This is a genomic window from Enterobacter sp. WCHEn045836 (assembly GCF_003965585.1).
GTDB classification, from domain to species: domain Bacteria; phylum Pseudomonadota; class Gammaproteobacteria; order Enterobacterales; family Enterobacteriaceae; genus Enterobacter; species Enterobacter dissolvens.
Map to the genome: position 1 here is coordinate 498,840 of NZ_RXPT01000001.1, position 20,070 is coordinate 518,909.

Sequence of the window (20,070 nt, forward strand, 5' to 3'; positions counted from 1 at the left end):
AAAATGCAGCACACGAAACCGACCTGAGAAAACCAACGCGGTTTCGTGTGCCGTGGCACCCTTGCAGGGCTAACCTTAAACTTCGGGGGAATATTCTATACACAACGACAGGGGATGTCGTTAGTTCGAAGAGATTTATCGCTGAAATAATTCACGTAGCCGCTAATTAAAGCGACTACGTGTTCAATTATTGAGAATTAATGGATCCCGCCAATACGATTCAGGCGAACCCCGGTCGGCCATTCGCCTTCCTGCTTCTCAAAACTCATCCAGATTGCGGTTGCTTTACCTACCAGATTCGCTTCCGGCACAAAGCCCCAGTAACGGCTGTCCGCGGAATTATCGCGGTTATCACCCATCATGAAGTAGTGTCCCGGCGGGACGATCCAACTGGCCAGTTGCTGACCCGGCTGTTTGTAATACATCCCCACCTGATCCTGGGCAATGGGTACGGTCAGGATCCGGTGCGTCACATCACCCAGCGTCTCTTTACGTTCGACCAGACGAATACCGTTCTCTTTGGTTTCATCTTTCGGCACCTGGAAGAAACCGTTGGTCGCTTCACCGCCGTTACGACGGGCAAAGGTCTGCACAAAATCACTCGGCTCAACGTTTGAGTAGGTGATTGGCAGCGCGTTTTCACACGCGGTACCGGAGCTGCAGCCAGGCTGAACGGTCACTTCTTTGGCAACCGGATCGTAGGTGACTTTATCACCCGGCAGACCCACCGCGCGCTTGATGTAGTCAAGGCGTGGATCGTCCGGGTATTTAAACACCACAATGTCGCCACGTTTCGGATGGCCCGTTTCGATCAGCGTTTTCTGGTAGATCGGATCTTTGATGCCATAGGCAAACTTCTCGACCAGAATAAAATCACCAATCAGCAGCGTTGGCATCATGGAGCCTGACGGGATTTGGAACGGCTCGTAAATAAACGAACGCACCACCAGCACAATCGCCAGCACCGGGAATACCGATGCCCCGGTCTCCAGCCAGCCCGGTTTCGGGCCAACTTTCTTAAGGGTTTTCGCATCAAGCCCATCACCTGTGGCTGCCTGCGCGGCAGCCTGACGTTCACGGCGTTTTGGGGCGAAAATAAACTTATCCAGACACCACAACAGACCTGTCACCAGGGTAGCGATGACCAGGATCAGGGCAAACATGTTCGCCATGCCAACTCCTTAGGGTTATTTGCCGTCTTTACCAACATGAAGGATGGCAAGGAATGCTTCCTGCGGCAGCTCGACGTTACCGACCTGCTTCATACGCTTCTTACCTTCTTTCTGCTTCTGCAGCAGCTTTTTCTTACGGCTGACGTCACCGCCATAGCATTTCGCCAGAACGTTTTTACGCAGCTGTTTCACGGTAGAGCGGGCGATAATGTGGTTACCGATGGCCGCCTGAATCGCGATATCAAACTGCTGACGTGGGATCAGATCTTTCATCTTCTCAACCAGTTCACGGCCACGGTATGGCGCATTGTCGTTGTGGGTGATCAGCGCCAGCGCATCAACACGTTCGCCGTTGATCAGCACGTCCACACGCACCATGTTTGAAGCCTGGAAGCGTTTGAAGTTGTAATCCAGTGACGCATAGCCACGAGAGGTAGACTTCAGACGGTCGAAGAAGTCGAGAACCACTTCCGCCATCGGGATTTCGTAGGTCAGCGCGACCTGGTTACCGTGGTAAACCATGTTGGTCTGAACACCACGCTTCTCAACGCACAGCGTGATGACGTTACCCAGATATTCCTGCGGCAGCAGCATATGACACTCTGCGATAGGCTCACGCAACTCATCGATGTTGTTCAGCGGCGGCAGCTTGGACGGGCTGTCGACGTAGACGATCTCTTTGTTGGTGGTCTGCACTTCGTAGACTACGGTCGGCGCGGTGGTGATCAGATCCAGATCGTATTCACGCTCCAGACGTTCCTGAATGATCTCCATGTGCAGCAGACCAAGGAAGCCGCAACGGAAGCCGAAGCCGAGCGCCGTTGAGCTTTCTGGCTCATAGAACAGGGAGGCATCGTTCAGGCTCAGCTTGCCGAGCGCATCGCGGAAGTTCTCGTAATCGTCAGAGCTGACCGGGAACAGACCCGCATACACCTGGGGTTTCACCTTTTTGAAGCCAGGCAGCGCTTTCTCTGCCGGGTTACGCGCACCGGTCAGGGTATCGCCCACTGGCGCACCGAGAATGTCTTTAATGGCACAAACCAGCCAGCCCACCTCGCCGCATTTCAGCTCGGTACGGTCAACCTGTTTTGGTGTGAAGATCCCGAGACGGTCTGCGTTGTAGACCTGGCCGGTACTCATCACTTTAATTTTGTCGCCTTTACGCATGGTGCCGTTTTTAATACGCACCAGCGAGACCACGCCCAGGTAGTTATCGAACCATGAGTCGATAATCAGCGCCTGCAGTGGAGCATCCGGATCACCTTCTGGTGGCGGAATATCACGCACCAGACGTTCCAGCACATCGGTAACGCCCACACCGGTTTTGGCCGAGCAACGCACGGCATCGGTCGCGTCAATCCCGACGATATCTTCAATCTCTTCCGCCACGCGCTCAGGGTCAGCGGCAGGCAGGTCGATTTTGTTCAGAACCGGCACCACCTCGAGATCCATTTCCATCGCGGTGTAGCAGTTTGCCAGGGTCTGGGCTTCTACGCCCTGCCCCGCATCCACCACCAGCAGTGCGCCTTCACAGGCTGCCAGCGAGCGTGAAACTTCATAGGAGAAGTCAACGTGGCCTGGGGTGTCGATAAAGTTCAGTTGATAGGTTTCACCATCAGCCGCCTTATAATCGAGCGTGACGCTCTGCGCTTTAATGGTGATACCACGTTCGCGTTCCAGGTCCATGGAGTCCAGAACCTGGGCTTCCATTTCACGATCAGACAGGCCACCGCAAATCTGGATAATACGGTCAGACAGCGTCGACTTACCGTGGTCAATGTGAGCAATGATCGAAAAGTTACGTATGTTCTTCATATAGTTAAATAATTATGCCTTACGAATTCCTGGAGGCCGCTGTTCTTAGCCTGACGTTTTTCAGTGCGAAAACGCAGCATTCTACACTACATCCCCGTTACCTGGAAATGCACTTAGCGCCAGGTATAGCGTGAAGAAATGGCGTTTTCTTTTTTAAGATGTAAATAATGATAAAGCCCGATGGATCACCGGGCCTCAGAGGAGAGCGTCTCAACACGAAGTTGGTCTGGTGCCAGCCCTACGCTGAGAATAACAGGCTGCCACGCTTCGCGGGCTGCAAGCCTGGGGGAGAAGCCTTTGGCAAGCCAAAAACCTCCCACACCACCCAATGCGGCTCCGCACATGGCGGCCACATCGGTACCAAACAGTGTCTGAAATACGCCGCCCATCACAAAGAGCCCCACCAGCGGGGAGAGGTAAACCAGCATTGCGGAACCCAGCAGGCTGCCTTCGGCAATGCCCAGCTCCACTTTCTGTCCAGCCACCAGCGGTTGTTCGCTCGGCACGGTAAGGGTGTGCGACGTTTGCGGCCCAAGCTTATTCAGCACACGACTGCCGCAACCGGCTCTGGATGCACAACTATTACATGAGGCTTTCACATCACAGCTTACCAGCGCAATCCCCTCCTGCCATGATACAACCGTAGCCCACTCTTTAATCATTGCGCAGCCCTGAATTTAATGCTGTCGGAAATTCGCTTCGCCGTTTGCGGCGGTAATTCACCGACAATGGTGATCTCTGCGTTGTCACGTACCGTGGTGCTGACAGTCCGACGTCCGGTACGCAGCATTTGTTCTGAACTGTTTGCCGTCGCGCGATTGATGTTCACCGAGAAGCTGAACAACCCATCTGAGTAGAGGCGAGATTCAACCGGTGTTTCAATGGTAGGCAGTTGACGGCGGCTACTTGAGACTTCAGTAAAGCCTTGCGGGATCCAGGAAGGGACCCAGTTGAAATTCACGGAATCTCCGGCCGGAACGGAAAGCAATGGCGGCAGGCTGGCTTTCGCCAGATTCTGCATGCTATTACCCACCTGATTGTTGACGCTAAAGGAGATCACGCGGAACTGTTCCAGCGTCTCACCGTCGCGGTCAAGCAGGTCTACGCGCATAGGGAGCTTGGTTTCAGCATCAACCCAGACAATGTAGCTGTAACGCGTCCCGTCGCGGGCGACAACGCGGATCACTTCACACAGTCTGTCGGCGATGCGCGTCCGCCCTACCGAAATAAAATCGTAGTAAGGGGCCAGACGCTTGAAGTCGGTGTAGATCAGCGATGGCAGGGAATCAACAATATAGTCGCCATTGAGCGTGAAAGGTTCCAGGCCTGGCTCGAAATAGCTAATTTCGTTACCACGCTGGACGACTTCCCGACGCGGGCCATCCATTTGTAAAAGTTGCGCGAGCGGCTGATTATCAAGACGGGCATGGCGATAGCGTAACGACTCGACACCCTGCTTATTGATGCTGATAAATGCCAACTCGTAGTTGAGTGACTGGCTGGCCAGATTCATTTGCTGCAACAACGCCCCGGATGAAACATCAGCCGAGGCGTTGGCAGAGAAGAACAGGCTACCCGCCATCAAAGACATGGCGAACCAAAGTTGCTTCATTACTGCGATTGCGTTCCTAAAGTTTGGTTTCCTGGCACCTGCACAGCAGCCTGCTGGGTTTGTGCCTGCTCAAACTGAAGCTGTTCAGAGTGCAGACGACGCTGCAACTCATAATCCTGCAACATCGCATTAATGCGACGGCGCTGCTCCTGAACCTGCTGTTGCTGACCGCCGCTGGCGGAGGCATCAGCCGGTACACCCAAACTTACCGGGCTGGCTTTGCCCATCATCGGCAGTGTGTTGAACACTGGCGCTTCTGGCTGCTGATTAGTTTCAGACTGAGTATTATAGTGCTGGACGCCAACGATAACTGCAAGCGATACGCATGCGGCCACACCCATTTGGGTAAGTTGACTGGCCCACGGGCGCACCTTCTGCCAGAACGGCATTTTCTGCCACTGGTGAGGCGCGGGTTGAGCTTCAGGAATCAGCGGAGTGGTCTGATGAACAGGCTCATTCTCGATGGCCGCCATCACGCGGGCTGAGATATCGAAATGGAGAACCTCGCCGGTGTCACCGCGAAGGGTGTCACGGATGAGATGGTAGCTCTCCCAGGTCTCTTGCATTTCGGGAGAATGAGACAGCTCGTTGAGCAGCTCACTATCCAGCGTTTCACCATCCATTAAAGCGGAAAGTTTTTCTTTCTGCATGCCTAATACCTTTTCCAGTATCCCGCTATCGTCAACGCCTGATAAGCGGTTGAACTTTATTATCAATAGCTTCTCGCGCACGGAAAATTCGAGAACGTACCGTGCCGACCGGACAATCCATGATAGCGGCTATCTCTTCATAGCTCAGACCATCAAGCTCCCGTAACGTAATTGCCATGCGTAAATCTTCCGGGAGCGACTCGATCGTACGAAAAACAATTTGTCTCAGTTCTTCTGACAACATTAAGTTCTCAGGGTTCGAAATTTCTTTCAGCGCGCCGCCACTTTCGAAGTTTTCAGCGTCGATTGCGTCCACATCACTTGAAGGCGGACGACGGCCCTGAGCGACCAGATAATTCTTTGCCGTATTGACCGCAATACGGTACAGCCAGGTATAAAAAGCACTATCTCCCCGGAACGAGTCCAGCGCACGATAGGCCTTAATAAAAGACTCTTGTACTACATCAGGCACATCACCTGACGGTACATAGCGGGAAACCAAACTCGCCACCTTATGCTGGTAGCGCACCACCAGTAGGTTAAAGGCTTTCTGATCTCCCTTCTGGACCCGTTCAACCAGGACCTGGTCCGTTAACTGCTCGCTCATCCGAGGTAATGTCTCCCCAAACCTAAATTCCACGCGCTATCGAAACGCCACTCTACAAATCCCGCACTTTTGAGCAAGCACCGAGTTTGAGTGTCTATTCTTCAATAAGTTCCGTAACGCCTTTGTTTTTGTTCATCGCGTCACAGACTGTTTATTTTCTCTCATTATAAGTCTGTTCACGATACACACCCACTTTCTGACTTCAAACATCTCATTTCCGGTCAGAAGAGTATCTCAACCCAGGCTTTATTTCACCACAAAATCTGAAGCTAACGATCTGCTTCGCAAAATATTTTCCTTCTTTTACACGCCAGAAATCTGAACCGCTGCGTTTAGTCATTGCAACGAGGATTAAAAAAAACGTGCGATATCTCGCATTCAGGTGCTATTCTGCCCATACACTGTTTAGTAAATTAAACAAGAATTATGAATACAACACCTGAACTTCATTGTGATGTACTGATCATCGGCAGCGGCGCTGCGGGTCTCTCGCTGGCGCTGCGTCTGGCTGAGCACCAGAACGTAATTGTTCTGAGTAAAGGGCCGATGAGCGAAGGTTCCACATTTTATGCCCAGGGCGGGATCGCCGCCGTGTTTGATGAAACGGACAGCATTGCGTCACATGTTGAAGACACGTTGGTTGCCGGGGCGGGGATTGTGGATGAACATGCTGCGGAATTCGTCGCCAGCAATGCACGTCACTGCGTTCAGTGGCTTATTGACCAGGGCGTACTGTTTGATACTCAGGTTCAGCCAAACGGTGAAGAGAGCTATCACCTGACCCGGGAAGGCGGACACAGTCATCGCCGGATCCTGCACGCTGCAGATGCCACCGGGAAAGCGGTGGAAACGACGCTGGTCAGTAAAGCGCTCAGCCATCCTAATATACGGGTGCTTGAACGCAGTAATGCCGTTGACCTGATTATTTCCGACAAGATTGGCCTGCCTGGCACACGCCGCGTGGTGGGGGCCTGGGTCTGGAATCGTAATAAAGAGAAAGTGGAAACCTGCCAGGCAAAAGCCGTGGTACTGGCCACAGGTGGCGCCTCCAAAGTGTATCAGTACACCACCAACCCGGACATCGCCTCCGGTGATGGTATCGCCATGGCCTGGCGCGCCGGCTGCCGTGTCGCCAACCTTGAGTTCAACCAGTTTCACCCGACCGCCCTTTTCCATCCTCAGGCGCGCAACTTCCTGCTGACAGAAGCCCTGCGCGGTGAAGGCGCGTATCTGAAGCGCCCGGACGGCTCACGTTTTATGCCGGACTTTGACCCGAGAGGCGAGCTCGCGCCACGTGATATTGTCGCCCGCGCTATCGACCACGAGATGAAACGCCTTGGCGTAGATTGCATGTATCTGGATATCAGCCACAAACCGGCTGAGTTTATTCGTCAGCATTTCCCGATGATTTATGAAAAGCTGCTCAGCCTGGGGATTGATTTGACGCGTGAGCCGGTACCGATTGTGCCAGCCGCTCACTATACCTGCGGTGGCGTCATGGTTGACGATCATGGCCGTACGGATGTGGATGGTTTGTATGCCATTGGCGAGGTGAGCTATACCGGTCTGCATGGCGCGAACCGCATGGCGTCCAACTCATTGCTGGAGTGTCTGGTTTATGGCTGGTCTGCAGCGGTGGATATCACTAAACGCATGCCGTATGCCCGCCAGGCTGAGCACTTACCGGCCTGGGACGAGAGCCGCGTGGAAAACCCGGATGAGCTGGTTGTTATCCAGCATAACTGGCATGAGCTTCGGCTATTTATGTGGGACTACGTTGGCATTGTACGCACAACGAAACGTCTTGAGCGTGCTCTACGCCGTATCACAATGCTGCAGCAGGAAATTGATGAGTATTATGCCAACTTCCGCGTCTCCAACAATCTGCTGGAGCTGCGGAATCTGGTGCAGGTTGCCGAGTTGATCGTTCGCTGCGCGATGATGCGTAAAGAGAGCCGGGGCTTACACTATACTCTGGACTATCCTGATCCGTTGCCGGAATCCGGCCCGTCGATACTCTCCCCGCAGCGTCACATAAACAGATAAAACGCCTGGGTCAGGGCAGTGTAATCGTCGGAGTAACGCTGGTCTGGCCCACGGATAACCATCCTGTCGTTAAAGCATTCCCCCTCTTTTGGCGAGAGCGCCAGCAGTACCCTGTGCGGCAAACGCCCTTCCGTATCCGAGATATCGGTACGAAGTCGTAAGTTCCAGCCTATCTCGCGGGCAATATCAATAAAGGTATTGCCGGTACTTTCGGGAAGCACCACGCAGAAGAAGCCTTCCTCTGAGATCAACTCCGCCGCGCTGGTCAGCAGTGCTTTATGATCGAGCGAACCGGTATAGCGAGCCTGTTCTCGCTCAGGCGTACCACACTCCACACCGGGTGCGTAGTAGGGAGGATTACTGACGATCAAGTCGTAACGCGCCGTTTGCTCTGGCGCCCAGGCCAGCACGTCTGCGCATTCAACCTTTATCCGGCTTGCCCATGGGGATTCGCGGGCATTTTCACTCGCCTGCCCTGCGGCCTGCGTATCCAGTTCAACCGCATCAATCGTGACAGGCTCTTCCGTGCGCTGCGCCAGCATCAGTGCCAGCAGCCCACTGCCGGTACCAATATCCAGAATACGCTTTACCCCTGCGACAGGCGCCCACGCTCCCAGTAGAATACCGTCTGTACCGACTTTCATTGCACAGCGATCGTGAGCAACAAAAAACTGTTTAAACGTAAAACCATCGCGGCGCAACTGCGCTTTGAGTTGAGACATGTCAGGGCAACCTTCTAAGTGAAACTGGAGTAGCATAGGGGAAAGCGAAGTGGCCGAAAAGCGATATCCATACAAACAGATGAAGATTACAGCCGTAACGTCTATAATCAGCGCCCCACACAGAGGTAGAACATGACTGTAACGACTTTTTCCGAACTTGAACTCGATGAAAGCCTGCTCAATGCACTTGAGAGCAAAGGCTTTACACGCCCGACCGCCATTCAGGCAGCGGCCATTCCGCCTGCGCTTGAGGGCCGCGATGTGCTCGGTTCTGCGCCAACCGGCACGGGGAAGACAGCAGCCTACTTGCTGCCTGTGTTGCAGCATCTGCTCGATTTTCCACGTAAAAAATCAGGCCCGCCGCGTATTTTGATCCTGACGCCTACCCGTGAACTGGCAATGCAGGTTGCCGATCACGCACGCGAGCTGGCAGCGAATACCCATCTGGATATCGCTACGATCACCGGCGGCGTTGCGTATATGAACCACGCCGAAGTGTTCAGCGAAAACCAGGACATCGTCGTTGCAACGACGGGCCGTTTGCTGCAGTACATTAAAGAAGAGAACTTTGACTGCCGCGCGGTAGAAACCCTGATTCTGGACGAAGCCGACCGTATGCTGGACATGGGCTTCGCGCAGGATATCGAACATATCGCCGGTGAAACGCGCTGGCGTAACCAGACAATGCTGTTCTCAGCCACCCTCGAAGGGGATGCGATCAAAGACTTTGCAGAGCGTCTGCTGGAAGATCCGGTGGAAGTGTCAGCAACGCCATCTACCCGTGAGCGCAAGAAGATCCACCAGTGGTATTACCGCGCAGATAATCTTGAGCACAAGGTTGAGTTGCTGAAACACCTGCTTAAGCAGGAAGACGCCACCCGCACCATCGTGTTTGTGCGTAAGCGTGAGCGTGTGCATGAGCTGGCTGAAATGCTGCGTAATGCCGGGATCAACAATTGCTATCTCGAAGGTGAGATGGCGCAGGTGAAACGTACCGAAGGCATTAAGCGTCTGACCGATGGCCGCGTTAACGTGCTGGTCGCAACAGACGTTGCCGCGCGCGGGATCGACATCCCGGACGTGAGCCATGTGATCAACTTCGATATGCCTCGCAGCGGAGATACCTATCTGCACCGCATTGGCCGTACCGGTCGTGCAGGCCGCAAGGGTATTGCCATTTCTCTGGTCGAAGCACATGACTACCTGCTGTTGCAGAAAATTGGCCGCTATGTCGACGAGCCGCTGAAAGCGCGCGTCATTGATGGACTGCGTCCGACCACGCGTGCACCGAGTGAAAAAATGACGGGCAAACCGTCCAAGAAAGCGCTCGCGAAACGGGCGGAGAGAAAAGAGAAAGAAAAAGAGAAGCCGCGCGTGAAGCAGCGTCACCGCGATACCAAAAACATTGGTAAACGTCGCAAGCCAAGCGCTGCAGCGTCAGAAACGAAAACTGAAGAGTAAAAAAAAGCCGGGAAATGTCCCGGCTTTTTGTTCCACCCCCGTGGCTAAAAACCTTACAGGCTTTCAGTAAAGGTACGCGCGATAACGTCGCGCTGCTGTTCCGGGGTCAGAGAGTTGAAACGCACCGCATAGCCAGACACGCGGATAGTCAGCTGTGGGTATTTTTCTGGGTGCTTAACCGCATCTTCCAGCGTTTCACGACGCAGTACGTTTACGTTCAGGTGCTGACCACCTTCCACACGCACTTCTGGTTTCACTTCCATCGGGATTTCACGGTATTCAATTTCGCCCAGTTTGTTAACCGGTACAATTTCATCTTCCGCAAAACCTGCTTTTGCTACCACACAGCGTGCTTCATTTTTCTCGCTGTCCAGCAGCCAGAAAGAGTTGAGCAGATCGTCATTTGCAGCTTTAGTAATCTGGATACCTGTAATCATGTGTTGCCTCCCTTAGGCTACATTAACGGGTGTCGGCCTCTTGCGGCCAATTGGTAAAACCATTGTTTCTTGTGTGTATATATATCATTCACACCAAGGCGATTTATTGATTTAAATCAACAAAAACCCTAACCACACAAAGAGTGTGGTCTGAATTTATTGTTTCAGATCAATTTCACAGCCTTACCAATTCAACTCAGCCTGCATATATTCAACATAAATTGAGTGACTTACGTGTATTTTCAACCTGTAATTTTGCACCCGGGAATTTAACGGTTAAGCTAGTCCCAGATTGAGATTCGCAGGAGAGCGAGATGACGACACCTTTAACCTGGCATGACGTGCTGGCAGAAGAAAAGCAACAGCCTTATTTTATCAATACCCTCAGCACCGTTGCGGCTGAACGTCAGTCCGGACAGACGATTTACCCGCCCCAGAAAGATGTGTTCAACGCATTCCGCTACACCGAACTGAGTGATGTGAAAGTGGTCATTCTCGGTCAGGATCCCTATCACGGCCCAGGGCAGGCACATGGACTGGCATTTTCCGTCCGTCCGGGCGTAGCTATCCCCCCTTCTCTGCTCAATATGTATAAAGAGCTTGAGGGAACCGTGCCAGGGTTTACCCGACCAAACCACGGCTATCTGGAAAGCTGGGCGCATCAAGGCGTGCTGTTACTGAATACCGTCCTGACCGTCCGCGCAGGGCAAGCCCACTCTCATGCCAGCCTTGGATGGGAGACCTTCACCGATAAAGTGATCAGTCTGATCAATGAACATCGCGAAGGAGTGGTGTTTTTACTGTGGGGATCGCATGCGCAAAAGAAAGGGGCGATCATCGATCGTCAGCGTCATCACGTGCTGAAAGCGCCGCACCCGTCACCGCTGTCTGCACACCGCGGTTTCTTTGGCTGTAATCACTTTGTTCTGGCGAATGAGTGGCTGGAAAAACGTGGCGAAACGCCGATTGACTGGATGCCCGTGTTACCGGCAGAAAGCAAGTAGGATATGAATGTGCCGGGCTGGCCCGGCACATAAAAAGCTTATGCTTTGTTCTGACGCCACCATTCCGCCAGCAGCACGCCGGTCGCGACGGAAACGTTCAGACTTTCCACATTGCCTGTCCCGTCAATAGAGACGCTCAGATCCGCACTCGAGAGTGCCGCGTCTGACAGACCATCGCGTTCCTGACCTAACACCAGCACCATCTTACGCGGCAGTGTCGCTTTAAACAGCGGAGTACCGGCATGGCTGGAGGTCGTCACAATGGAATAGCCCGCTTTACGGAACTGTTCAATGGCATCAAGGACGCTGTCGCCGGTGATCGGCTGAACGTGTTCGGCACCGCCTTCCGCAGTACGGATCGCGGCACCGGATTCCAGCAGCGCAGCATCCTGCAGCAATACCCCTTTCACGCCGAAGTGCGCGCAGCTGCGCATCATGGCACCCAGGTTATGCGGGTTGCCCACATCTTCCAGCGCCAGCACACAGTCATCGGCTTCCGCCTGGCTGACCCACTGCTGAACGGTAGTACCGTTACGTTTTTTGATCAGGAAGCAGACACCGCCGTGGTGTTCAGTCCCGGACGCTTTCGTCAACTCGGCATCATCAACCACATGGTAGGCTTTGCGGTTCGCGGCCATCCAGCGCAGCGCTTCTTTAAAGCGCGGGGTGACGCTCTGGATAAACCAGGCACGAACGATACACTCAGGGCGGCTCTGGAACAGGGCCTGGCAGGCGTTCTCGCCATACACGCGTGTCTCTTCCGCACGCTGACGGCGCAGCACTTCCGGATCGATAAAGCTTTTACCGCTGATCCCGCCGTGATCGGCTTTTTCCGGCGTCTCATCGCCAGGCGCGCGGGACACGGTACGCCATGGTGACGAACCTTCGCGCACAAAATCATCGCGTTTGCGATCGTCACGCTTGCGGTCATCACGTTTGCGGTCATCACCGCGGTTATTTCTGTCATCGCGGGCGGGGCGACGGCCACCGTCTGCACGAGAAGACGCCGGACGCCCGCCACCTTTTCCGGTACGCGGATTTTGGGTGCGTTTATCAGAGTCATCATCACTGCGGACATACATCACTTTGACCTTGCCGCTTTTATTTTTCATTTCGTCGTTCATGCTTTTCTCCACCAGCGCTGCGCGAAGCGCGCAGATTACCCGATGTGCAAGCGCATAGCCATAATTTCGTACAAAAGCCTGTGACTATTGTTCTCATTGAATAAAACGCATTGTCGTTTCAAACAGGCTCATTGATAATATGTAACATATTAGAAACATTATCGGCATACTGCCGCTGTCCCATGGTTCTATCAGAGGTTAGTTATGAATACCGTATGTGCCAACTGTCAGGCTCTTAACCGCATTCCGGACGATCGGATCGAGGATGGTGCGAAATGCGGGCGTTGTGGCCATGAGTTGTTTGATGGCGATGTGATTAACGCTACAGGTGCTACGCTGGACAAACTCCTCAAGGACGATCTCCCGGTGGTTGTCGATTTCTGGGCACCATGGTGTGGCCCGTGCCGTAACTTCGCGCCAATCTTCGAAGATGTCGCCGAAGAGCGCAGCGGGAAAATGCGTTTTGTGAAGGTGAATACGGAGGCCGAACGCGAGCTCAGCGCCCGTTTTCGTATTCGTAGCATTCCAACCATCATGATTTTCAAAAATGGTGAAGTCATCGACATGCTCAACGGCGCGGTACCCAAAGCGCCGTTCGAGAGCTGGCTGAACGAGTCGCTGTAACATTCACAGGGCACATCTTGTGCCCCGTTCCCGCCTCTGCGAAAATGGGGTTTTTCCTGCCCTTTCGCCCATGACTGATAACGCTGTACTTCAATTACGCGCCGAACGCCTTGCCCGCGCGACTCGCCCTTTTCTCGCTCGTGGCAACCGCATCCGTCGCTGCCAGCGCTGCCTGCTGCCGTTAAAAGTGTGCCTGTGCGACACGCTGGTACCGGCCACGGCGGAAAGCCGTTTTTGCCTGGTCATGTTTGATACCGAACCGATGAAACCCAGCAATACGGGCCGTCTGATCGCCGATATTCTGCCTGACACCGCCGCGTTTCAGTGGTCGCGCACTGAGCCGCCTCAGGCCCTGCTCGACTTAGTGGCAAGCCCGGACTATCAGCCAATGGTCGTTTTCCCCGCTTCTTATGCAGGCGTCGACCGTCAGGTATTGTCAGCCCCGCCATCCGGAAAACCGCCGCTGTTTATTATGCTGGACGGCACCTGGACGGAAGCGCGGAAAATGTTCCGCAAAAGCCCTTACCTTGATGCGCTGCCGGTCATTTCTGTCGACCTCTCTCGCGTATCGGCCTACCGCTTACGTGAAGCCCATGCCGACGGACAATACTGCACCGCCGAAGTGGCGATTGCCCTGCTGGATCTGGCGGGTGATACCGAGGCGGCTGGGGCGTTGGGCAGCCATTTCTCCCGTTTTCGCGAACGCTATCTGGCGGGAAAAACCGTTCATAAGGGCAGTGTCACAGCAACCGGGACAGAAAACGTTTAAAATCATCAGGTCGCTTGCATTCACAGGAGGCCTGCATGAGCCAGCGAGGGTTAGAAGCGCTACTACGTCCTAAATCCATAGCCGTTATCGGCGCATCAATGAAACCGGATCGCGCAGGCTACCTGATGATGCGCAACCTGCTGGCCGGGGGATTTAACGGCCCCGTCATGCCCGTTACACCGACTTATAAGGCCGTTCAGGGGGTGCTTGCGTGGCCTGATGTGCAGAGCCTGCCTTTCGTACCCGATCTGGCCGTACTTTGTACGAATGCGAAACGTAACCCGGAATTGCTGGAATCGCTCGGCAAAAAAGGGTGTAAGACCTGCATTATCCTCTCCTCTCCTCCTGAACAGCAACCCGAGCTTCTGGCGTGCGCCAGCCGCTATCAGATGCGTATTCTTGGGCCGAACAGTCTGGGGCTGCTCGCTCCCTGGCAAGGACTGAATGCCAGCTTTTCTCCAGTGCCGATCCGTAAAGGCAAACTTGCGTTTATTTCGCAGTCGGCTGCGGTATCCAACACGATCCTCGACTGGGCGCAGCAGCGTGAGATGGGGTTCTCCTACTTTATCGCCCTGGGTGACAGCCTGGATATCGACGTGGATGAACTGCTGGATTTTCTGGCGCGCGACAGTAAAACCAGCGCGATCCTGCTGTATCTTGAACACCTCAGTGATGCCCGTCGTTTTGTATCGGCCTCGCGCAGCGCGTCACGTAATAAACCCATCCTGGTCATTAAGAGCGGACGAAGCCCTGCAGCACAGCGCCTGCTGCATTCCCACTCCGGGATGGATCCCGCCTGGGATGCCGCGATCCAGCGTGCAGGTCTGCTGCGGGTACAGGATACGCACGAGCTTTTTTCCGCCGTCGAGACGTTGAGTCATATGCGTCCGTTACGCGGGGAGAAGTTGATGATTGTCAGTAATGGCGCAGCCCCAGCGGCCCTGGCGCTGGACGAACTGTGGTTACGTAATGGCAAGCTGGCCACGCTCGGTGAAGCGACGCTTCAGCGCCTGAGAGAGACCCTGCCCGCAAGCGTAGCTCCCGGCAATCCCCTCGATTTACGCGATGATGCCAGTAGCGATCGCTATATCAAAGCCATCTCCATTTTGCTGGATAGTCAGGATTTTGACGCGCTGATGATTATCCACTCCCCCAGCGCGGTCGCTCCCGGCAGTGAAAGCGCGAGAGCGCTCATTGAGGCGGTGCGTAACCATCCACGTGGTAAATACGTCACTCTGCTCACCAACTGGTGCGGTGAGTTCTCTTCGCAGGAGGCCCGACGCCTGTTCAGCGAAGCCGGGCTGCCAACATACCGTACACCGGAAGGTACCATTACCGCCTTTATGCATATGGTGGAGTACCGCCGTAACCAGAAGCAGTTGCGGGAAACGCCAGCATTACCCGGTAATCTGACGGCGAATTCCGTCGACGTTCACCGGTTGTTGCAACAGGCTATCGATGAAGGTGCAACATCGCTTGATACTCATGAAGTGCAACCCATTCTTGGTAGTTATGGGATGCAGACCCTGCCGACCTGGATCGCCAGCGACAGTGCTGAAGCGGTGCATATTGCCGAACAGATTGGCTATCCGGTCGCGCTTAAGCTTCGCTCACCGGATATTCCACACAAATCCGATGTGCAGGGGGTGATGCTGTACCTTCGAACCGCAGCAGAAGTTCAGCAAGCGGCAGATGCTATTTTCGACCGCGTAAAAATGGCCTGGCCACAGGCAAGGATCCACGGACTGCTGGTGCAAAGCATGGCAAACCGCGCGGGTGCGCAAGAATTACGGGTGGTTGTGGAACACGATCCGGTTTTTGGCCCGCTCATCATGCTGGGCGAAGGTGGCGTTGAATGGCGCCCTGAAGAGCAAGCCGTGGTGGCCTTACCGCCGTTGAACATGAACCTTGCTCGCTATCTGATTATTCAGGCCATCAAAAGCAAAAAAATCCGTGGCCGGAGCGCCCTGCGTCCGCTCGATATTGCGGGGTTAAGCCAGTTCCTGGTGCAGGTCTCTAACCTGATAGTCGATTGCGCGGAGATCCAGCGGCTGGACATTCATCCTCTGCTCGCCTCCGGCAATGAATTTACGGCGCTGGACGTCACGCTGGATATCGCACCATTCGACGGCGACAGAGAGAGCCGTCTGGCGATCCGTCCTTATCCTCTGCAGCTGGAAGAGTGGGTGGAGATGAAAAACGGTGAGCGTTCGCTGTTTCGCCCGATTTTGCCGGAAGATGAACCGCAGCTGCGGACGTTTATCTCTCAGGTCACGAAAGAGGATCTTTACTATCGCTACTTCAGCGAAATCAACGAATTTACCCATGATGATTTAGCCAATATGACCCAGATCGACTACGATCGAGAAATGGCCTTTGTCGCCGTTCGTCGTTCCGACAACGGTGATGAGATCCTTGGCGTGACGCGTGCTATATCAGATCCGGATAACGTCGATGCGGAGTTTGCTGTGCTGGTGCGCTCTGATCTAAAAGGCCTGGGCCTTGGGCGGCGGCTACTGGAAAAACTCATCAGTTATACGCGCGATCACGGATTGTTACGCCTGAATGGCATTACTATGCCAAACAATCGCGGTATGGTGACCCTGGCGCGAAAACTCGGTTTTGACGTTGATATTCAGCTGGACGAGGGTATTGTTGCCCTCTCCCTCAGTCTGAAATCGCCGGATAAACCCGAGTAAGCTACTGGAAATGTTACCCACTTTGGACGGGACTGGTGGTATCATTGTCCGCTTATGTTGTTTGCATGGTACAGACAACCCTTCAATGAACAGAGAAGAAACGCACTGTGATGTTGTCAAAATTTAAGCGTAATAAACATCAACAACACCTTGCTCAACTACCGAAGATTTCTCAGTCAGTTGATGATGTAGAGTTCTTTTACGCTCCCGCTCATTTTCGGGAGACGCTTCTGGAAAAGATTGCCAGCGCCACGCGACGCATTTGCATTGTGGCACTCTATCTTGAACAAGATGAAGGTGGGCGCGCGATCCTGAATGCGCTCTACGAAGCCAAACGTCAGCGTCCTGAACTGGATGTTCGCGTGCTGGTTGACTGGCACCGCGCTCAGCGTGGCCGTATTGGCGCTGCCGCCTCAAATACAAACGCAGACTGGTATTGCCGCACAGCGCAGGAAAACCCTGGCGTTGATGTCCCCGTTTACGGGGTGCCGGTGAATACCCGTGAAGCGCTTGGCGTACTGCATTTCAAAGGATTCATCATTGATGACAGCGTCCTTTACAGTGGCGCGAGTCTGAATGATGTTTACCTCCATCAGCTCGATAAGTATCGCTACGACCGCTACCATCTGATCCGTAATCCGCAGATGGCTGACATTATGTTTAACTGGGTCGATAAGCATCTGGTACATGGCCGCGGTGTGAATCGCCTTGACGATCCCCATCGTCCGAAAAGCCCGGAAATCAAAAATGACGTTCGCGCATTCCGCCAGGAGCTGCGCGATGCGGTGTATCATTTCCAGGGGGATGCAAACAACGAAGAGCTGTCCGTTACGCCTCTGGTGGGGTTAGGCAAATCCAGCCTGTTGAACAAAACGATTTTCCACCTGATGCCATGTGCGGAGCAGAAACTCACTATCTGTACGCCGTACTTTAACCTTCCCGCCGTGCTGGTGCGCAATATCATTCAGCTGCTGCGCGACGGTAAAAAAGTGGAAATTATTGTCGGTGATAAAACGGCTAATGACTTTTTCATTCCTGAAGATCAACCCTTCAAAATCATCGGCGCCCTGCCCTACCTTTATGAGATTAACCTGCGTCGTTTCCTGAGTCGCTTGCAGTATTACGTGAATACCGACCAACTGGTGGTGCGTCTCTGGAAAGATGAAGATAACAGCTACCATCTCAAAGGGATGTGGGTTGATGATGAATGGATGCTGCTGACCGGCAACAACCTGAACCCTCGTGCCTGGCGTCTGGATCTGGAAAACGCGATTCTGATCCACGATCCACAGCATGAACTGGCCGCGCAGCGTGAACGTGAGTTGGAACTTATTCGTACACATACGACGGTGGTTCGTCATTACCGTGAGCTACAGAGCATTGCCGATTATCCGGTGAAGGTCCGTAAGCTTATTCGCCGTTTACGTCGCATCCGTATCGACCGTCTTATCAGCCGTATTCTGTAATATCCAGGCCCTGCCACTCGCAGGGCTTTTTTTATGGAGCTGTTGATGCGTCTTCCTTTGTTACTCATGACCCTCTGTTTAACCGGCTGTAGCCATATGGCGAACGATAGTTGGTCCGGCCAGGATAAAGCGCAACACTTCCTCGCATCCGCGATGTTGTCCGCTGCCGGTAATGAGTATGCTCAGCACCAGGGATATAGCCGGGATCGTAGTGCAGCAATCGGCCTGATGTTCTCAGTCAGCCTTGGGGCATCTAAAGAGTTGTGGGATAGCCGCCCCTCAGGGAGCGGCTGGAGCTGGAAGGATTTTGCCTGGGATGTCGCCGGTGCCACGACCGGCTATGCTGTGTGGCAGATGGCGCATTATTAAAGACGAATACCTTTCCCTTTACGATGCAACATCAGGGATACGATAAAGGCCAGCGCCCCCATGATCGTCACATACCAGAAGAATGTCGTTTCGCTTCCCCATGATTTAAGAGACAGCGCAACGTACTCTGCCGAACCACCAAACAGGGCATTGGCGACCGCATAAGAAAGCCCTACCCCCAAAGCACGCACCTGTGCCGGGAACATCTCGGCCTTTAGTATCCCGCTGATCGAGGTATAAAAACTCACAATCACCATCGCCAGCATCACCAGAGCAAATGCGGCATAAGGGGATGAAACATGCTGAAGCGCGGTTAAAATGGGGACGGTACATAAGGCGGACATGCCCCCAAAAATCAGCATCGATGTACGACGGCCAATCTTATCCGAGAGTGCACCGATAATCGGCTGGATCAGCATAAAGACGAACAGCGCGATGGTCATGATGACGCTGGCGACGTTGGCGTGCATACCTGTGGTGTTCACCAGATACTTTTGCATGTAGGTGGTAAAAGTATAAAAACTGAGTGAACCACCGGCGGTGAAACCCAGAACCATCAGGAAGGCTTTGCGATTTCGCCACAGTCCTTTAAACGATCCCGCTTCCTTCAGCGTCCTGACCTCTTTTTGCGAGGTTTCGTCTAACTGACGGCGCAGCCAAAGCGCCACGATCGCCAGTGCAGCCCCCATCGCGAAAGGAATTCGCCATCCCCATTCATGAAGCTGGCTGTCTGTGAGGATCTGCTGCAGGATCACGACAACCAGAATGGCCAGCAGCTGACCACCAATGAGCGTGACGTACTGAAAAGAGGCATAAAAACCCTTCCGACCTTCAAGTGCAATTTCACTCATGTACGTGGCGCTGGTGCCGTACTCTCCCCCAACGGAGAGTCCCTGGAATAAACGAGCCAGCAATAAAAGGGCGGGAGCCCAGGTTCCGATAGCGTCATACCCCGGCAGACAGGCGATGATAAGGGAACCAAAACACATCATGCAGACCGAGATCAGCATGGAGGTTTTACGCCCGCGACGGTCTGCGATACGGCCAAACAACCAGCCGCCAATCGGCCGCATTAAGAATCCTGCTGCAAATACACCTGCCGTTTGCAGTAGCTGCGTTGTGGTGTTTCCTGATGGGAAGAAAATATGTGCGAAGTAAAGTGAACAGAATGAGTAGACGTAAAAGTCGAACCATTCAACCAGGTTCCCGGATGAGGCACTAACGATTGCCCATACCCTTCTTCGGGTATCACTGGCAACCAGCGTCCCGTTCGATGTAATGCTTTCGGTCATTATGATTATACTCCTGCCATAAACAACGGCATGTTGAGTTCTGAAGGAACTCAATACCTTGTAAATTAAATGTTATTATTTTGTTATAAATAACATTGCGAGGGAGATCACAAATTTCGTTAGCAAGGTAAGTTCCAGGAGAAAGCCCAGGAGGGGAATAGTGCGGTCTGATGCCCTCACCCCGCCCCTCTTCCGCAGAAA

At 53.7% G+C, this 20,070-nt stretch carries 19 protein-coding genes; 8 read left to right on the forward strand and 11 right to left on the reverse strand.

Going from position 1 to position 20,070, the window contains the following annotated elements:
* Nucleotides 1–197 precede the first annotated feature (197 nt).
* The 7 genes from lepB to rseD form a co-directional block, all read right to left on the reverse strand.
* Complete coding sequence (lepB, locus tag EKN38_RS02285; protein ID WP_014832923.1) at nucleotides 198–1,172, reverse strand: signal peptidase I; 975 nt, start codon at nucleotides 1,170–1,172, stop codon at nucleotides 198–200.
* 15 nt (nucleotides 1,173–1,187) lie between these two features.
* Nucleotides 1,188–2,987 carry a translation elongation factor 4 gene (lepA, locus tag EKN38_RS02290; protein WP_013098320.1) on the reverse strand — a complete coding sequence of 600 codons (1,800 nt, stop codon included), beginning with the start codon at nucleotides 2,985–2,987 and terminating at the stop codon, nucleotides 1,188–1,190.
* Nucleotides 2,988–3,172: 185 nt separating this feature from the next.
* Nucleotides 3,173–3,649, reverse strand: coding sequence for a SoxR-reducing system protein RseC (gene rseC, locus EKN38_RS02295; RefSeq protein ID WP_014832924.1), 477 nt, complete (start codon nucleotides 3,647–3,649; stop codon nucleotides 3,173–3,175).
* Entirely contained in the window at nucleotides 3,646–4,599 is a 954-nt protein-coding gene (rseB, locus tag EKN38_RS02300) for a sigma-E factor regulatory protein RseB (protein ID WP_014832925.1), read from the reverse strand. Before rseB ends, rseC begins: the two co-directional genes overlap by 4 nt.
* A complete protein-coding gene (gene rseA, locus EKN38_RS02305) occupies nucleotides 4,599–5,249 on the reverse strand; it encodes an anti-sigma-E factor RseA (protein ID WP_014832926.1) in 651 nt (216 codons plus the stop codon). Before rseA ends, rseB begins: the two co-directional genes overlap by 1 nt.
* Before the next feature lie 31 nt (nucleotides 5,250–5,280).
* Nucleotides 5,281–5,856, reverse strand: coding sequence for an RNA polymerase sigma factor RpoE (gene rpoE, locus EKN38_RS02310; protein WP_006176728.1), 576 nt, complete (start codon nucleotides 5,854–5,856; stop codon nucleotides 5,281–5,283).
* Nucleotides 5,853–5,933: a rpoE leader peptide RseD gene (rseD, locus tag EKN38_RS02315; protein WP_225738807.1), complete on the reverse strand. Its 81-nt coding sequence runs from the start codon at nucleotides 5,931–5,933 to the stop codon at nucleotides 5,853–5,855. Before rseD ends, rpoE begins: the two co-directional genes overlap by 4 nt.
* Before the next feature lie 349 nt (nucleotides 5,934–6,282).
* Here rseD and nadB point away from each other — a divergent pair, with 349 nt between their 5' ends.
* Nucleotides 6,283–7,902, forward strand: a complete 1,620-nt coding sequence (gene nadB / locus EKN38_RS02325) for an L-aspartate oxidase (RefSeq protein ID WP_014832927.1) — start codon at nucleotides 6,283–6,285, stop codon at nucleotides 7,900–7,902.
* On the opposite strand, the gene trmN is transcribed toward nadB, so the two are convergent.
* Nucleotides 7,887–8,624 carry a tRNA(1)(Val) (adenine(37)-N(6))-methyltransferase TrmN gene (trmN, locus tag EKN38_RS02330; RefSeq protein ID WP_014832928.1) on the reverse strand — a complete coding sequence of 246 codons (738 nt, stop codon included), beginning with the start codon at nucleotides 8,622–8,624 and terminating at the stop codon, nucleotides 7,887–7,889. The genes nadB and trmN overlap by 16 nt on opposite strands.
* 132 nt (nucleotides 8,625–8,756) lie before the next feature.
* On the opposite strand from trmN, the gene srmB reads away from it, so the two are divergent.
* A complete protein-coding gene (gene srmB / locus EKN38_RS02335) occupies nucleotides 8,757–10,085 on the forward strand; it encodes an ATP-dependent RNA helicase SrmB (protein ID WP_014832929.1) in 1,329 nt (442 codons plus the stop codon).
* Nucleotides 10,086–10,138: 53 nt separating this feature from the next.
* Here the strand turns inward: srmB and grcA are convergent, their stop codons facing one another.
* The gene (gene grcA, locus EKN38_RS02340; RefSeq protein WP_013098327.1) at nucleotides 10,139–10,522 is read right to left on the reverse strand and encodes an autonomous glycyl radical cofactor GrcA; all 384 of its coding nucleotides are present in this window, start codon (nucleotides 10,520–10,522) and stop codon (nucleotides 10,139–10,141) included.
* A gap of 314 nt (nucleotides 10,523–10,836) precedes the next feature.
* On the opposite strand from grcA, the gene ung reads away from it, so the two are divergent.
* The gene (gene ung / locus EKN38_RS02345; protein ID WP_014832930.1) at nucleotides 10,837–11,526 is read left to right on the forward strand and encodes a uracil-DNA glycosylase; all 690 of its coding nucleotides are present in this window, start codon (nucleotides 10,837–10,839) and stop codon (nucleotides 11,524–11,526) included.
* 38 nt (nucleotides 11,527–11,564) lie between these two features.
* Here the strand turns inward: ung and EKN38_RS02350 are convergent, their stop codons facing one another.
* Nucleotides 11,565–12,650 (reverse strand): tRNA/rRNA methyltransferase, encoded by a 1,086-nt coding sequence (locus EKN38_RS02350; RefSeq protein ID WP_014832931.1) that lies wholly within the window; start codon nucleotides 12,648–12,650, stop codon nucleotides 11,565–11,567.
* A 204-nt stretch (nucleotides 12,651–12,854) separates the two neighbouring features.
* Between EKN38_RS02350 and trxC the strand changes: the two genes are divergently transcribed.
* From trxC to EKN38_RS02375, 5 genes are all read left to right on the forward strand, one after another.
* On the forward strand, nucleotides 12,855–13,274 hold the full coding sequence (gene trxC, locus EKN38_RS02355; RefSeq protein WP_013098330.1) for a thioredoxin TrxC: 420 nt from the start codon (nucleotides 12,855–12,857) through the stop codon (nucleotides 13,272–13,274).
* 70 nt (nucleotides 13,275–13,344) lie between these two features.
* Complete coding sequence (gene tapT, locus EKN38_RS02360) at nucleotides 13,345–14,043, forward strand: tRNA-uridine aminocarboxypropyltransferase (RefSeq protein WP_014832932.1); 699 nt, start codon at nucleotides 13,345–13,347, stop codon at nucleotides 14,041–14,043.
* Between the two features lie 35 nt (nucleotides 14,044–14,078).
* Nucleotides 14,079–16,742 carry a bifunctional acetate--CoA ligase family protein/GNAT family N-acetyltransferase gene (locus EKN38_RS02365; protein WP_014832933.1) on the forward strand — a complete coding sequence of 888 codons (2,664 nt, stop codon included), beginning with the start codon at nucleotides 14,079–14,081 and terminating at the stop codon, nucleotides 16,740–16,742.
* A 110-nt stretch (nucleotides 16,743–16,852) separates the two neighbouring features.
* The gene (gene pssA / locus EKN38_RS02370) at nucleotides 16,853–18,208 is read left to right on the forward strand and encodes a CDP-diacylglycerol--serine O-phosphatidyltransferase (RefSeq protein ID WP_043951680.1); all 1,356 of its coding nucleotides are present in this window, start codon (nucleotides 16,853–16,855) and stop codon (nucleotides 18,206–18,208) included.
* Between the two features lie 45 nt (nucleotides 18,209–18,253).
* Nucleotides 18,254–18,577, forward strand: a complete 324-nt coding sequence (locus EKN38_RS02375; protein WP_014832935.1) for a YfiM family lipoprotein — start codon at nucleotides 18,254–18,256, stop codon at nucleotides 18,575–18,577.
* On the opposite strand, the gene EKN38_RS02380 is transcribed toward EKN38_RS02375, so the two are convergent.
* The gene (locus EKN38_RS02380) at nucleotides 18,574–19,869 is read right to left on the reverse strand and encodes an MFS transporter (protein ID WP_043951681.1); all 1,296 of its coding nucleotides are present in this window, start codon (nucleotides 19,867–19,869) and stop codon (nucleotides 18,574–18,576) included. The genes EKN38_RS02375 and EKN38_RS02380 overlap by 4 nt on opposite strands.
* Nucleotides 19,870–20,070 lie beyond the last annotated feature (201 nt).